The organism is Arthrobacter sp. MW3 TE3886, from assembly GCF_041262145.1.
Classification (GTDB): domain Bacteria; phylum Actinomycetota; class Actinomycetes; order Actinomycetales; family Micrococcaceae; genus Arthrobacter.
On record NZ_JBGCAN010000001.1, the window covers coordinates 1,123,727 to 1,139,218 of the forward strand.

Genomic DNA, 15,492 nt, shown 5'->3' on the forward strand with positions numbered 1-15,492 from the left:
CGCAGAGGCCCCGCGGCTGCCCCCAGGGGCGGCAGCGGGGCCCTTTGCGCGGCAAGACGGTTGCGTGCGAGGCAGCGGCCGCCGCTAAACTACACCGTTTGGATGATCTTCAGCGTCCCGTGTTCCACCCGGGCAGGGGATTTCGTAGAGTTGGGTGGCCAAGGCTGTCGGCCCCAACGGATAGTCTTCAATCAGCTTTTCAACTCACTTCATTTCCGGTCTTCGTATCGTCCGGCCTTCCTAAAGGACTCGTGGGCATGCTCGTTACCCTCATGCGGCGCTATTCCAAGCCGTATCTGCCATACATCGCGGCTGTGGTCATCTTCCAGCTGGCCTCGACCATCGCGGCTCTGTACCTGCCCAGCCTCAATGCCCAGATCATCGACGAGGGCGTCTCCCGCGGCGACACGGACTACATTTGGCGGACCGGCGGCGTCATGCTCGGCGTCGCCCTGATCCAGGTGGCCACCGCGATCGCCGGCGTCTACTTCGGCTCGAAGGCGGCGATGGCGTTCGGCCGGGACCTGCGCCGCGGCGTGTTCCGCAAGGTGAGCAGCTTCTCGGCGCGGGACGTCAACGTCTTCGGCGCCCCCACCCTGATCACCCGGGGCACCAACGATGTGCAGCAGGTCCAGATGCTCATGCTCATGGCGCTGAACTTCATGGTGGCCACGCCCATCATGTGCATCGGCGGAATCTTCATGGCCCTGCGCGAGGACCTCAACCTGTCCTGGCTCGTCTGGGTGTCCGTGCCCCTGCTCGTCGTCGTGGTGGGCTACCTTGTGGTCCGCCTGATGCCCCTCTTCCGTTCCATGCAGGAGAAGATCGACCGGCTCAACGGTGTCCTCCGCGAGCAGATCATCGGCATCCGGGTGGTCCGGGCGTTCGTGCGCGAACCCCACGAGGCCGAGCGCTTCGGCGCGGCCAACAAGGACCTCACCGACGTCTCGCTGAAAATCGGTTCCCTGTTTGTGCTGATGTTCCCCGCCATCGGCATGATCCTGCACATCTCCACGGCCGCCGTGCTCTGGTTCGGTGGCCAGCGCGTCGACGCCGGCGAGATGCAGGTCGGTTCGCTGACTGCCTTCCTCCAGTACCTCCTGCAGATCCTCATGGCCGTCATGATGGGCACCTTCATGGCCATGATGATTCCCCGCGCCTCGGTCTGCGCCGACCGGATCGGTGAAGTACTCGACGTCGAACCCTCCATCCATGAAGCGCTCACCCCGGTGACGCCGGCGGCCAAGGCCGGTCGCGTTGAATTCCGCAACGTGACCTTCGCTTACCCCGGTGCCGAGGCGCCCGTGCTCAGTAACATCAGCTTTACGGCCGAGCCCGGACAGACAGTGGCGATCATCGGCTCCACGGGAGCCGGCAAATCCAGCCTGCTGGCCCTGCTCCCGCGGCTCTACGATGCCGAGTCGGGCGAGGTCCTGCTCGACGGCGTCCCCGTCACCCAGCTGGACCGGGCCGAGATCACGCAGCGCGTGGCCATGGTGCCGCAACGGCCCTACCTGTTCTCCGGAACCATTGAGCACAACCTCCGCTTCGGCAAGCCCGAGGCCACGGACTCGGACCTGTGGGAGGCCCTGACCGTCGCCCAGGCCGCGGACTTCGTGCGCGAAAAGAAGGGCGGCCTCGCAGCGCGGATCGCCCAGGGCGGCACCAACGTCTCCGGCGGCCAGCGGCAGCGGCTGTGCATCGCCCGCGCCCTCGTCACCGAACCCAAGGTCTTCCTGTTCGACGACTCGTTCTCGGCCCTCGACGTCGCCACCGATGCCAGGCTCCGCCGGGCGCTCAAGGCCAAGACGGCCGATGCCACGGTGATCATCGTCGGCCAGCGCGTCTCCACCATCGCCGATGCGGACCAGATCCTCGTGCTGGACAACGGCAGGATCGTGGACCGCGGAACACATGAGGAACTGTTGGAAAGCTCCAGCACCTACCAGGAAATCGTCGAATCCCAGCTGAGCGCGGAGGCAGTGGCATGAGCACCAACGAGAAAGTCTCCACCACTTCGGCCACCGCAGCCGACCAGGCAGCAGCCGGGACGGACGCAACCGACCTGATCGAGGATGACTTCCTCGAGGAGGAGTACACGCCCGGCGAGGCCGACGGCGGCATGTTCGGCGCCGTGCCGGCCAAGAAGGCCCAGCACTTCTGGCCTTCGGCCAAACGGCTCATGGGGCTGCTGAAACCCGAGCGCGCCGGCATCATCGCCGTGCTCGCCATGGTGACGGTCGCCGTCGTCCTCAACGTTATTGCCCCGAGGATCCTGGGCCAGGCGATGGACGTGATCTTCGCCGGAGTGGTCGGCAAGCAGCTCCCGGCCGGGGCCACCAAGGAGCAGTTCATTGAAGGACTGCGCTCCCAGGGCCAGGACAACTTCGCCGACATGCTCTCGAAGATGGATGTCGTGCCGGGCGCGGGCATCGATTTCCAGAAGCTCGCGTTCCTCATCAGCGTGGTGCTGGTGATGTACTTCGTCGCCAACATCTTCCTGTGGCTCCAGGGCTATGTCCTCAACGTGCTGGTCATGCGCGTGGTCCGCACGCTGCGCGATGACACCGAGAAGAAACTCAACAAGCTGCCGCTGAACTACTTCGATACCCGCCAGCGCGGCGACATCCTCTCCCGCGTCACGAACGACGTCGACAACATCCAGCAGGCGCTCCAGCAGGCCTTCGCCCAGCTCGTGAACTCGGCGCTGACGGTCATCGGGATCGTGATCATGATGTTTATCGTGTCCTGGCAGCTGGCCCTGATCGCGCTCGTCGCCCTGCCGCTCTCCGGGGTGGCCGCCGGCATCATTGGCGCCCGCAGCCAGAAGCTCTTCGCCGCCCAGTGGAAGAACACCGGGGAGCTCAACGGCCAGATCGAGGAATCGTTCTCCGGCCACGACCTCGTCCGCGTGTTCGGCCGCGACGCGGACATGCTGGCCCGCTTCGACGAGCGCAACGAGGAACTCTACAAGGCCAGCTTCGGGGCCCAGTTCGTTTCCGGCATGATCATGCCGGTCATGCAGTTTGTCTCCTACCTCAGCTATGTGGGGATCGCCGTCGTCGGTGGGCTGCGGGTGGCCTCGGGCAGCATGAGCCTGGGCGACGCCACGGCGTTCATCCAGTACTCGCGCGAATTCACCCAGCCGCTGGGCCAGATGGCCGGCATGGCCAACATGCTGCAGTCCGGTGTCGCCTCCGCCGAGCGCGTCTTTGAATTCCTCGACGCCGACGAACAGGACGCCGAGACCGCCACCGAGCACCTCCCGGCCAAGACCGACGGACACGTCGAGTTCAAGCACGTCACCTTCAGCTACACGCCGGACAAGCCGCTGATCGAGGACCTGTCCTTCACGGCCGAGCCCGGTCACACGGTCGCGATCGTGGGACCGACCGGGGCGGGCAAGACCACCCTCGTCAACCTCGTGATGCGCTTCTACGAACTCAACGCCGGCGGCATCACCCTGGACGGTGTGGACATCACCCGGCTGAGCCGTTCAGAGCTGCGTGCCAAGGTCGGTATGGTGCTGCAGGACGCCTGGCTGTTCGGCGGAACCATCTACGAGAACATCCGCTACGGCAAGCTGGACGCCACCGAAGAGCAGATCATGGCGGCGGCCAAGGCCACGTTCGTGGACCGCTTCGTCCGGGCGCTGCCGGACGGCTACAACACGGTGATCGACGAAGAGGGCAACAACGTCAGTGCCGGCGAAAAGCAGCTGATCACCATCGCCCGGGCCTTTGTAGCGAACCCGTCGCTGCTGATCCTGGACGAGGCCACGAGTTCCGTGGATACCCGTACCGAAGCCCTGGTCCAGAAGGCCATGGCGGCGTTGCGGACGGAACGCACCAGCTTCGTCATTGCCCACCGCCTCTCCACCATCCGGGACGCGGACACCATCCTTGTCATGGAGGACGGGCAGATCGTCGAACAGGGCCGGCACGCCCAACTGCTGGCCCTGCAGGGCGCGTACTACCGGCTGTACATGTCCCAGTTCGCCGGCGAGGACGCGGACGCCGCCTTGGCGGATTCCGCGGAGGACGCGACGGCGGTGCACAGCTGAGCGCCGCAGGCCCCGCCGGGGAGGGCACAGCCGCCGGGAACGGCCCCGCGGGGGACGGCCCCGCTGGGGACGGCCCCGCTGGGGAGAACACAGCCACGGAGCCTCGGCGCCTTGAGGTGGAGGTGCCGATGCGCTGGAGCGACATGGATGCCTACGGGCATATCAACAACGTGCAGATTGTCCGGATCCTCGAAGAAGCACGGATCGCCGCCTTCGGCCCGCCCAGGGGTCCCGGGCTGCCGGGAACCGAACCCCTGGTGCCGCTCTTCAATGAAATTCCGGAAGGGACGCTGGCACTCGTGGTCGAGCACAAAATCAGGTACGTCAGGACCCTTGAATACCGGAACGTGCCCGCCGTGGTCCAGCTGTGGATCGGGGCGGTCAAGGGCGCCAGCTTCGACATCCACTACCTGGTGCAGGATCCCGTCACGCGGGAGGACTGCGTCCGGGCCACGAGCCATCTTGCCTTCGTGGACGAAGCAACCGGCCGGGTGCTGCGGCTGACGCCGGAGCAGAAGGACCGGATGGCCCCCTACACCCGCGCCCACCCGGTCCAATAGCCTCTACCCCGGTGCTCGGCCCGGCTCCTAGAATGAACAATCCCGACGCATAAGGAGGCGTGGTCGTTGTGAACATGGGCCAGAACATGCACAAGAAGCACACACGCAAGAAGAAGTGGAACGAACTCTCGCCGATGGCACGGTTCGGAACCATCTCGGCTGCCATCGTCCAACTCTCGCTGCTGGTCGCGGCCCAGACGGACATCAGCCGACGCCCGGCTGCGCAGATTCGCGGCAGCAAGGCCATGTGGCGGCTTGCCACTCTGGTGAATTTCATCGGTCCGGCCACGTATTTCACCTTCGGCGTGAAGCGCGGGCCCGGCGCGAAATCGGGTCTGCTGCCCGCCCGACCATAATCTACTGGCCGGTAGTTTAGGGGGCGGCGTTAAATGGGCGCGTTCAGTTTAAGCCTGTAAATTGAACGTATGACCCCAACCAAGAAGCCTGCCCTGCACCGCGCCCTCGGTATCTCCAAGGAGATTGAAGACGCGGCGTGGTTTGTGCTGGGCCCGGGGTTGCTCGGCAAGGCGTCCCCCCTGGACGGCCGAACCAAAACTTGGTCGGTCCAGGCTGCCGCAGAGCTGCTGGAACGCCTCGAACGGGGCGTTCCAGATCCCAAGGCGCCGATGATGACCAACCTGCGCCAGAACCTGGAAGACGCCAGCCGCGGGGCGAAGCAACTGGCCGTGGAGCTGCTCTTCCTCCAGTCCTTGCCGCTGGCCCACGAGGTCAAGTCGCTGAAGGTCAAGCGGGCGCGCGTCGCCGAGGCGGCGTCGTGGCTGGAGCCTGCGCTGGAACTCCCCGACGAGCTTTACGCGGGCATGACGGACCACGGCGTGATCCGGGACCGCACCGCGGAATTCAACTGGACCATCTGGGACCACCTGAAATGGCTTTGCCGCTTCGTGCAGCACGTCGCACAGCGGCCGGCCCACGTCGTCCAGGCCGCGGTCAAGGATCCGCTGGCCTTCCACCGGCTGGTCGCCGGGACCCCAGATGACCAGCCGGCCATCCGCCGCAGCATTGAGTTTTTGGTCTGGCCCAGCTACTTCGAACCTGTGGTGGCCGACGTCGAACGGCAGGAGATCCGCGACGCTTTCGCTTCCCTGGTGGGCGGGGCCAAGGGGGACAGCGACGAGGACATTTCGGCGGACATCCACCGGATCCGCCTGCACCTGGACCAGCAGGCCGGGCAGCGGATCGACTGGTATTCGCGCCAGCTGGTGAGCCAGTGGCGGAAGGTCGGCGACCCCGGCCGCCGCGCCTGGCTCCTGCGCACCCACCACGACAACGCCGAGCTGCTGGGGGAGTGGCGGGACGAGGAAGCGGTGACGCTCGACGTCGAGCACCTCCGCCTGCTGGACCCCGGCGTCACCGCGGGGCTGGTCCAGAACGCGGTTGACGAGGACTACAAGCACCTCGGCTATGTGGAGCGTGAGGACACCAAAACCGCAGTCTTCGCCTTCCTGACCGTCATGAAACCGGGCGACCTCGCGCTCTACCAGAGCTCGGGCAAGGTCCGGATCGGCGTTGTCCTCGGCGAACCTGAGCATGCCAAAGACAACCGCCAGCTCCGCCGCAAGGTCCGCTGGTTCGATGAGGAACATGACGCCACGGGGCTGCCCCGCCACGTGCAGCGCCAGCTGACCACTTCCGGCAACATCGTGGACATCACCCGCGTGATCCAGGCGCTTGAGGCGCTGCTGCCGGCTGAAGCGGAAGCCGAGGACGGCGACGGCGCCGCGCCGGATGCCGCCGTCGAACCGGTCTGTGACGGGTTCCGGCCGCTGACGCAGGAGTTCGCCGCGTCCCTGCACATGGACCTGGAGCCGCTGCAGGAAATCGCCGAACTCCTCGAGGAGAACCGGCAGCTGGTGCTCTACGGTCCGCCGGGGACGGGCAAGACCTACCTCGCCAAACACCTCGCCGCCGAGCTCGCCGGCGACACCACGGACGAGCGGGTCAAGCTGGTCCAATTCCACCCGTCGTACGCCTATGAGGACTTCTTCGAGGGCTTCCGCCCGGACAAGACGGACGAGGGCCAGGTGTCCTTCAAGCTCGTGGCGGGCCCGCTGCGCCGGCTCGCCGAGGAAGCGGCCAAACCCGGCAACGAGAGCAAACCGTACTTCCTGATCATCGACGAGATGAACCGGGCCAACCTCGCCAAGGTGTTCGGCGAGCTGTACTTCCTGCTCGAATACCGCGATGACCGCATTTACCTGCAGTACAGCCCCAACGAGCCCTTCACCCTGCCGGACAACCTGTACATCATCGGCACCATGAACACCGCGGACCGTTCCATCGCGATGATGGACGCGGCCATCCGGCGGCGGTTCTCCTTCATCGAGCTGCACCCGAAGACGGAACCCGTGAAGGGCTCGCTGCTGCGATTCCTCGAGGCCCGCGACCTGGACACGACGCCCGCCCTGCTGCTTGACGCCTTGAACGACGCGATTGATGAATGGGACCGCGACCTCATGATCGGGCCCTCCTACTTCATGAAGAAGTCCGCGCAGACGCCCAAGGGCCTGCGCAGAATCTGGAAGTACGAGCTCATGCCGCTGCTGGAGGAGCACTACCACGGCCAGCTCAACCGCGCCCAGCTCGAGGAACGGTTCGGACTGGAACAACTCCTGGGCCGCCTGGCACATGCCTAGGCTGGCCGGGGACGCCGTAGCGCAGGACCGCAAGGCCTCGGACCGCGGGACGGTCGGGCGCGGTTCATCCGGGCGCGGCTCATCCCGACCCGGTTCATCCGGGCGCGGCGGCGCCGCGGAGAACTGCCGGCACATTGTCCTGGACGAACTCTCCGTCGGCGTCGTGGAGCGGCTTGATCCGGACACTGCCGCCTACGTCAACGCCAGCGGCCTGGCGAAGGCCTCGCCGATGGGCATGGGACTGTACCGGATCGAACCGGTGGGCACCGTCGGGTCGGTGCGCACCCCCGCTGTGCAGCTGGAGGTGCGGCCGAAGGGTCGGCTCGGGCTGAGCCGTTTGCTGTTCCTGCTCGGCTACGCGGGGGACCAAGGGTTCCGGGACGATTCCGTCGCCGCGGTGGAGCATACCGACCTTTGGAGCGCCCTGGCCGAATCCCTGGCGCAGCTCGCGGACCGGGCGCTGAGCCGCGGCGTGCTGCAGGGGTACCTCATGGTGGAAGAATCCCTCCGGACCGTCAAGGGCCGGATCCGGATGTCGGACCAGATTTCCCGCCGTCCCGGCATGCTGGTTCCGCTGGAAGTCTCCTATGACGAGTTCACCGAGGACATCGCGGAGAACCGGATTCTGCGCGCCGCGCTGGAGCGGATGTCCCAGGTGCCGCGGGTGCGGCCGGAGGTCCTGAGCCGCCTGCGCCAGCTCAAGGGAAAGCTCGACGCCGTGACGCGCCTTCAGTCCGGCGCCCCGCTGCCGCAGTGGCGGCCCAGTCGGATGAACACCCGCTACCACGCCGCTCTCCGGCTCGCCGAACTGATCCTGCGGAACGCCTCGGCGGAGGCCGGCGACGGCAAGCAGCAGTCGGCGTCGTTCGTGGTGGACATGGCAAAGGTGTTCGAGGACTTCGTGGGGACGGCCCTCCGCGAAGCCATGGCCGCCTACCCCGGAGAAATGCGGTTGCGTTACAACGCACTGCTGAACGAGGCCGTCCGCGACTCGGACCGCATTGTGGTGCGGCCCGGTGCCGTCCACTTCCTCGGCGGCCGGCCCGTGATGGTGTACGACGCCAAGTACAAGGCCGCGGCCGACGTCGGCGCGTCCCTCTCGGGCGACCACTACCGGATGCTGGCCTACTGCACATCCTTGCGGGTGCCGACGGCGTGGATCGTTTACCCGGGAGCCGGGGAAATCAAGCTGCGCCGGATTCTCAATACCGACATCGACATTGTCGAGTTCCCGCTGGATCTGTCGCTGCCGCCGTCGGAAATCCTGGCCGCCGTGGCAGATCTTGCCCAGCAGTCCTGGGGCGAAGTGCTCCGGCAGGCCAGTATCGACAGGTCCGCCGGCTAGGCGGATTCCTCCTGGTCGGCCACTGTCCGCAAATGCTCCAGGAGCGCCTTTTCCGGCTGGCCGGGGTTGTTAGCGACGTGCCACTGGAGTTTCTCCCGCACTTCAGCTTCTTCCGGGTTGGTACCGGCCAGAACCTCATCAATGATCGAGGCCGCCTGCCGGCGCAGCGGCTCCAGATCCGGGTTCGCTCCGCGGAACTGGCGGGGCCGGACGCCGCGGAGTCTCGTGTGGCCGACGCGACGGAACGGCAGAACTGTGGGATCTGAAACTGCGGGGCTGGAATCTGTGGGACTGGAATCTGTTGGCGCAACAGCCGTTTCGGGCTGGTCGTTGGACATCAGCAAGTGCGGCATCGTGCGCTCTCCCGTGTTTGCAGTACGCGTTGGTACTGACCGAATAATGCCTATCGCCCCCGGAGTCGAATATTAGCGGAGGCTGTTCAGCTTGCACCGGAGGTAAGCCGCGCGACACGCGGGGCGTTGCTGCTCAGCAGGTCCTCAGGAGGGCTCGTCCCGGGCCGGGCCTTGGCGGAAGGGGCCCTGGAGGAGACGGCCTTGAAGGAAAGCATCGAGGCGGAGCTCCAACGCCGATCGATCCTTCAGCTCGCACTCCCACACGGTGAGGACTTCCCAGCCATCGCCTTCGAGCTGAAGCCGCTGGGCGGCGTCGCGGTTCCGGGTGCGCGTGCGCTTGGTTTCCCAGAACTCGGCGTTTGCCTGGGGCGCGTGCTGGCCCACCCGGCAGTCGTGGAAATGCCAGAAGCAGCCGTTGACGAAGATGACTTTGTGCCGGCCGGCGAAGACGAGGTCGGGGTTGCCCGGGAGTTTGCCGCCGGCCGCGGTGCCGTGCAGGCGGTAGCGGTAACCCTTCGCGTGCAGCAGCCTGCGGACCAGCATTTCCGGCTTGGTGTTCTTGCCCCGGATCCGGGACATGTTCCAGCTGCGCCGCTCCGGAGTCAGCTTGTCCGCCATCATTTAAGTCTAGGCGGGTGCAAGGTCTAGGCGCCGGCCGGCACGTAGCCGGGCCGGGCGTCTGGGGTGGACCGGCGTCGGCGGGCCGGGCGTCTGGGGTGGACCGGCGTCGGCGGGCCGGGCGTCTGGGGTGGACCGGCGTCGGCGGGCCGGGCGTCTGGGGTGGACCGGCGTCGGCGGGCCGGTAGTCGCCGTCGGGCGCTAGATCTCCCGCTCCGGGTGTTCGCCGAACTGGAAGTGGCGGCCGCTGAGGGACGTCGGCGTAATTTCCACGTAGAAGTCCTTCAACGTTGGAACCCACGGTTTCAGCCCGAGGGCGTCGGCCTCGGCGATATCGGCTGATTGGTCGAGGACGCGCGCAGTGCCGCGCAGGACTACTGACCATGCTTCCTCGGACAGGATGCCGTCCGTTTCGAAGAGCACCTTCGAATTGATGGTGAGCTCGGCCAGCTTGTTTCCCGGGGCGGTGCGGAGAAACAACTTCCGGCCGCCGACCGCGTAGTTCACCGGGAAGATGTCGGGTTCGCCGGCCACCGTGACCACGAGCCTGCCGTGCTTGGTGCCCTCAATCAATGCCCAGGCTTGATCGTCGTCCAGTTTGAGAATCGGATTGCCATCTTCGTGTTCGAACATCATGGCTTCATTGTTCTGTCCTCCCGAGTGAAATGGCTAGGGGCTAAAGGACTGGCAAAGAACTGCCGGGGTGGTCTGCCGGGGGTCTGCCGGTATGCGGGGCGGGCACATGATGCCTGTGGATAATCTTGACCAGCAAAATGTGATCTCGGTTACCCTTAAGCCACAAATTGGCTTCAATCGTCTTGATTTTCTATCGGGGGAGTAGCTGACCATGACAACGCGCACTTTGCTTTCCGGTCCCTGGCGAGCCTGTGCGGTCGCCTTGTTGTCGATCTCCCTGATGTCGGTCACAGCGTGCAGCGGGGGTTCAACCCCTCCTCCTGGATCTCCACCTACTGCTTCGCAAAACCCCGCCGGGTCGCCCACCCCGAGCGCAACTCCCACACCTACCGCCAGCTACAAGCCCGCCGACGCGACCGGCAAGGCGCGGAACGTGCCAGTGCCGGAGTTGCCGGAGGCTGCGAAGGCGGAGACGAAGGAAGGTGCAATGGCCTTCGCCAGCTATTGGTTCAGCCTTCTCAGCTACGGGTATGAATCAGGCGATCTGAAGATTCTAGGGACTGTGACCTCGTCGGCATGTGAACCATGCGAAAAGGCCAAAGATGTGATCCAAGCATGGCATTCGGAGGGGCGGTGGCTCGTGGGAGGAAAAATATCGACGCCCTCCATAAGTACAGAATTCACTAAGAGCGCTGAGGCCACGTACCAAGTTGTGGTTCAGGCCCACCAGACGCCATTGACGTATGTGCGGGCGGACGGCTCAATAGCTCGCCGTGATCCGCAACCTGATGACACCGGAAATCTGCTGTTTGTAGCCTTCAAAAACGGCGCATGGAGCCTTGTTGATGTCGGCAGAATCGTGGCGTGAAGGATGCGACTGTCCAAGATGTCGCGAATCGCGCAAATGCTATTGGTCGTGATGGGTTTAGTCGCAGTCTTTGGGGTGAACGCCGCGCGTGCCGATGATCCAGACATCTTCGGAGATTGGCATCCAGACAGTCTCAACGTCAACGGATGGGCATGGGACAGTGCTTTGAAAACGTTCGTCCGGAATAAACCCGGATCTGTATCTGCCGACCCCTTCCAGTACAAATACGAACTCCAGTGCCACCTGGGCGGAGGCGACTTTGACGCCGACTGTCTCGCCGCCGCAGTGGACTGTTCCAGCGGTCCTGACGGAAAGGCCGGCATTCCCGTGGTCTGGCTAAAAGCGCCGGCTGGCGTGCCCAACCCGACATGGTCATTTCACTCCGGCCCAACGTGCCTCTTCGATCCCAGGCCGGCGGACTTGCTGCCCAGAATTGCCGCAATGATCCAGCGGGAGTTCCAGCGGCTTCCAATATCTGCGGGCACGTCCACGGCCCAGCCCAGCCCCAACACACTCCGGGGAGCCGAGACCAACTTCTTCGCCAGCGCCGCGGATCAGGAGTTCGACATCACGATCCTGGCCCAGTCCGTCCATGTCACCGCCAAGCCCGTCCAGTACGCCTGGAGCTATGGCGACGGCACCTCTCTCGGCCCGCAAACGGCGGCCGGCGGGCCGCTGCCGCAGGACCGCTGGGGCGAGAAGACCTTGACGAGTCACGTGTATACCCAGACCGGCGATTTCCCGGTGGTTCTGACCACCCACTTCCAGGGAACCTACTCCGTGAATGGCGGCCCGCCGCTGCCCATCCCCGGCCAAGGACAATTCAGCTCGCCGCCACAGAGAGTCAGTGTCTGGCGGACGATCACAAGGAACTACGCAGACACGTGCCTGCAGAATCCCCAAGGCCAAGGCTGCCCCGGCGTCGCCCCGCCGCCTCCTGCCCCGTAGCTAGGCTCGCAGCTCCCGGTCCACCCGTTCCATCCGGGCATTCACGAGCTGGCAACGCGGGTCGTCCGGCCCTATCAGCGCAGCCACGGCAGCCGCAGTCGCCGCATCGAAGGACCCCATGTCGCTCGTGCACCACTGCAACATCAGCCGGGCATCACCACTTGACCGTATGGACGCTCCCACGGCTGAGTTGAGCTCGTCGCGCATGAACCCGATCGCCAGATTGACCGAACGGGTGAGCAGTTTTGCCGGGTACGCCGCGAACGCCTCGGCAACCCGACCGTCCCGCAGATGACCGGCCACGACGGAAGCGTCCGTCACGACGTTGACGGTTGACGAGAACCGGTAGGGGTTCGCTTCCAGGACATCGCCCAGAATGGCGCGGATCCGGTGCATCTCGGTCCGGATCGCCGCACCGGTGCCCGCATCACCATGGATCTCATACGCCAATTCTTCGGCACTCCAGCCCTGGTCACGCGAGGCCAGCAGGGCCAGGATCTCGGCGCGGCGCACCGTCAGCGGGCGGCTGATGCCGCCGTCGACCGCCGCGGATGGCGCGTCCCCCAAGAGCCGCAGCATGATCTGTGACCGGGCGCCGCCGTCGCGCGCCGTCCGCTCGCCGCCCGGTGCCCGCTGCCCCGAGCGCCCGGCGCCGCCGTCGGGAAACGGGGCCGATTTCAGAAGTTCCTCTGCGAGCCGCACTCCGCAACGCACCAGCCGCAGGCTGTCCGGCGTCACCGATTCGAACGGGCCGGAGACGTCCAGAACGCCGACGACGTGGCCGGTCAAAGGGTCGCGAATGGGGGACGCGGTGCAAGCCCAGTCATGGTGGGTCCGCACGAGGTGCTCGGCCGAGAAGAGCTGCGCCGGCGCACCGGTTACCAAGGCCTCGCTGATGGCGTTGGTGCCGACCCCGGACTCGGACCAGTCGGCGCCCTCCACGAACTCCAGCGAGTCCGCGAGCCGCAAGGCCTGCTTGCTGCCGACGCGCCACAGCACTTCGCCCTCGTGGTCGGTCACGATCAGCAGATGGCGCCCGGTCACGGTCTCATCGGCCAGAAGCTGTGACAGCGCGGGCATCACCGCAGCCAGCCGATGGCCGGCGCTGAGGGATCGTGCCTCGGAGACTTCATGCCGGTGCAGCGGCCGGTGCTGGTCCGGATTGATGCCTAGCGCCAGGGAACGCTGCCAGGACTTGATAAGCGACGGCGAGAGGCGCGGATCCGGAGTGCCCGAAATCGTGGTCTCGTGCGCCGCACGGAGGATTCGGGCATACTCCGCCGGCGCGGAAAACCTGAGGTCCGAGGGATGCGTGATGGAGCCGTTGCCCTGCCGCATGCTCATTCTCTCAACTCGCCCTCGAATCGTCGCACCCGGCTGGGTCCCTGCCGCCGCCGGCCAACCTGCGCGCCTGCCGACAGCTTGAGAGCTCCGTGTAACCCGATTGTAACCCCCAGCGACTTTTACTTGTGATGCGGGTCACTGCGTGGTCTACGCGGCACGCAACGGGAGCGACCCACTGTCAGCAATGAAAAGAGGAATCATGCCTGAGACACCAAACGGCGTCGTCGGGGCGTGGTTGGCGCAGTTCGATGAGGCACTGCGCAGCCACAACACGGACGCCGCACTGGAACTTTTCGACGACGATTCGTACTGGCGCGACTTCGTCTCCTTCACCTGGAACCTCAAGACCCTGGAGGGCAAAGAGGACATCCAGCGCATGCTCGAGGCGACCCTGGACGAGGTGCAGCCCAGCAACTGGACCCTGGCCGAGGACGCCACCGGCGATGTGGCCAACGCCGAGGCCTGGGTGAACTTCGAGACCGCCCAAGCCCGGGGCTACGCCCATCTGCGCCTCAGGAATGGCAAATGCTGGACCCTGCTCACCACCATGCAGGAACTGAAGGGCTTTGAGGAAAGGAAGGGTCCCAACCGGGACAAGGGTGTCGCCCACGAGATCACCAAGGGCCGCAAATCCTGGCTGGAACTGAAGGAAGAGCAGGAGGCGCGGCTCGGCTACGAAGACCAGCCCTACACCGTCATCATCGGCGGCGGCCAGGGCGGGATCGGTCTGGGCGCGCGGCTGCGCAGGCTCGGAGTACCCACCATCATCATCGAAAAGAACGAGCGCGCGGGTGACTCCTGGCGCAACCGCTACAAATCCCTCCACCTGCACGATCCTGTCTGGTACGACCACCTGCCCTACATGAAGTTCCCCGACGACTGGCCGGTTTTCGCTGCCAAGGACAAGATCGGCGACTGGCTGGAAAACTACACCCGGATCATGGAACTGAACTACTGGTCCAAGACCGAGTGCACCAGCGCCCGCTTCGACGAAACGTCCCAGGAGTGGGTGGTGGAGGTGATGCGCGACGGCGAACCGGTCACCCTGCGCCCGAAGCAGCTCGTCTTCGCCTTGGGAGTGTCGGGGTACCCGAGCGTCCCCACGTTCGACGGCGCCGAGTCCTTCCTGGGGGAGCAGTACCACTCGTCCAAGCACCCGGGCGGCGGCGACTGGACGGGCAAGAAGGCCGTGGTCATCGGCTCCAACAATTCGGCTCACGATATCTGCGCCGATCTCTGGGAACACGGCGCCGATGTCACCATGGTCCAGCGGTCCTCGACGCATATTGCCCGCAGTGAATCCCTCATGGATCTGGCCCTCGGCGGTCTGTACTCCGAAGAGGCCCTGGCCAACGGCGTCACCACGGAGAAAGCCGACCTGCTGTTTGCCTCGTTGCCGTACCGGATTCTGCCCGAAGCCCAGATCCCGGTCTATGCGGAGATGGCCCGCCGGGACGCGGACTTCTACTCCCAGCTCGAGGCTGCCGGCTTTGACCTGGACTTCGGCGTTGACGGCTCCGGCCTGTTCCTGAAATACCTGAGGCGCGGCTCCGGCTACTACATCGACGTCGGCGCTTCGCAGCTGATCATCGACGGCCGGGTCAAGCTGGCCAATGGCCAGGTCAGCAAGATCACCGGCAACTCCGTCGTGATGGCCAACGGAACGGAGCTGGATGCCGACGTCATTATTTACGCCACCGGCTATGGGTCGATGAACGGCTGGCTGGCTGATCTGGTCTCGCCCGAGGTGGCGGACGCCGTCGGCAAGTGCTGGGGGTTCGGATCGGATACGCCCAAGGATCCGGGGCCGTGGGAGGGGGAGCTGCGCAACATGTGGAAGCCTACCAACGTGGACAACCTGTGGATCCATGGCGGTAACCTTCACCAGAGCCGGCACTATTCGAACTATCTTGCCCTGCAGCTCAAGGCAAGGATGGAAGGACTGCCGACGCCGGTCTTCGAGCTGCAGCCCACGCACCACGCACGCTAACCGCACGCGCTGACTTACGCGGGTCGTGACAATCTCTGGCACGGCCACCAGACTGGGGCTACGGCCCCCTGTGAAAATCCAACTTTTATTCCGTGGATGCGCCTGACCGG

13 protein-coding genes are annotated in these 15,492 nt (G+C 65.4%); 9 read left to right on the forward strand and 4 right to left on the reverse strand.

Going from position 1 to position 15,492, the window contains the following annotated elements:
- The first annotated feature begins 257 nt into the window (after window positions 1-257).
- The 6 genes from ABH915_RS05210 (at window position 258) to ABH915_RS05235 (ending at window position 8,625) form a co-directional block, all read left to right on the forward strand.
- Window positions 258-1,991, forward strand: coding sequence for an ABC transporter ATP-binding protein (locus ABH915_RS05210; RefSeq protein WP_018775905.1), 1,734 nt, complete (start codon window positions 258-260; stop codon window positions 1,989-1,991).
- Entirely contained in the window at window positions 1,988-4,063 is a 2,076-nt protein-coding gene (locus ABH915_RS05215; protein ID WP_370118540.1) for an ABC transporter ATP-binding protein, read from the forward strand. The genes ABH915_RS05210 and ABH915_RS05215 overlap by 4 nt, the downstream gene beginning before the upstream one ends.
- A gap of 128 nt (window positions 4,064-4,191) precedes the next feature.
- Window positions 4,192-4,623, forward strand: a complete 432-nt coding sequence (locus ABH915_RS05220) for a thioesterase family protein (protein WP_018775903.1) — start codon at window positions 4,192-4,194, stop codon at window positions 4,621-4,623.
- 59 nt (window positions 4,624-4,682) lie between these two features.
- Window positions 4,683-4,979, forward strand: coding sequence for a hypothetical protein (locus ABH915_RS05225; protein ID WP_018775902.1), 297 nt, complete (start codon window positions 4,683-4,685; stop codon window positions 4,977-4,979).
- A 69-nt stretch (window positions 4,980-5,048) separates the two neighbouring features.
- A complete protein-coding gene (locus tag ABH915_RS05230; protein ID WP_370118544.1) occupies window positions 5,049-7,280 on the forward strand; it encodes an McrB family protein in 2,232 nt (743 codons plus the stop codon).
- A 139-nt stretch (window positions 7,281-7,419) separates the two neighbouring features.
- Window positions 7,420-8,625 carry a restriction endonuclease gene (locus ABH915_RS05235; RefSeq protein ID WP_370124938.1) on the forward strand — a complete coding sequence of 402 codons (1,206 nt, stop codon included), beginning with the start codon at window positions 7,420-7,422 and terminating at the stop codon, window positions 8,623-8,625.
- Here the strand turns inward: ABH915_RS05235 and ABH915_RS05240 are convergent.
- From ABH915_RS05240 to ABH915_RS05250, 3 genes are all read right to left on the reverse strand, one after another.
- Complete coding sequence (locus ABH915_RS05240) at window positions 8,622-8,978, reverse strand: hypothetical protein (protein ID WP_370118547.1); 357 nt, start codon at window positions 8,976-8,978, stop codon at window positions 8,622-8,624. The genes ABH915_RS05235 and ABH915_RS05240 overlap by 4 nt on opposite strands.
- 144 nt (window positions 8,979-9,122) lie before the next feature.
- A complete protein-coding gene (locus ABH915_RS05245) occupies window positions 9,123-9,596 on the reverse strand; it encodes a very short patch repair endonuclease (protein WP_370124939.1) in 474 nt (157 codons plus the stop codon).
- A gap of 201 nt (window positions 9,597-9,797) precedes the next feature.
- Window positions 9,798-10,232, reverse strand: coding sequence for a pyridoxamine 5'-phosphate oxidase family protein (locus ABH915_RS05250; protein WP_370118549.1), 435 nt, complete (start codon window positions 10,230-10,232; stop codon window positions 9,798-9,800).
- 280 nt (window positions 10,233-10,512) lie between these two features.
- Between ABH915_RS05250 and ABH915_RS05255 the strand changes: the two genes are divergently transcribed.
- Both ABH915_RS05255 and ABH915_RS05260 read left to right on the forward strand, forming a co-directional pair.
- Complete coding sequence (locus ABH915_RS05255; protein WP_370124940.1) at window positions 10,513-11,100, forward strand: DUF6318 family protein; 588 nt, start codon at window positions 10,513-10,515, stop codon at window positions 11,098-11,100.
- 441 nt (window positions 11,101-11,541) lie between these two features.
- Window positions 11,542-12,048 (forward strand): hypothetical protein, encoded by a 507-nt coding sequence (locus tag ABH915_RS05260; protein ID WP_370118552.1) that lies wholly within the window; start codon window positions 11,542-11,544, stop codon window positions 12,046-12,048.
- Here the strand turns inward: ABH915_RS05260 and ABH915_RS05265 are convergent, their stop codons facing one another.
- Entirely contained in the window at window positions 12,049-13,386 is a 1,338-nt protein-coding gene (locus ABH915_RS05265; protein ID WP_370124941.1) for a GAF domain-containing protein, read from the reverse strand.
- 205 nt (window positions 13,387-13,591) lie between these two features.
- Here ABH915_RS05265 and ABH915_RS05270 point away from each other — a divergent pair, with 205 nt between their 5' ends.
- Window positions 13,592-15,382 (forward strand): NAD(P)-binding domain-containing protein, encoded by a 1,791-nt coding sequence (locus ABH915_RS05270; RefSeq protein WP_370118555.1) that lies wholly within the window; start codon window positions 13,592-13,594, stop codon window positions 15,380-15,382.
- Window positions 15,383-15,492: the final 110 nt, after the last annotated feature.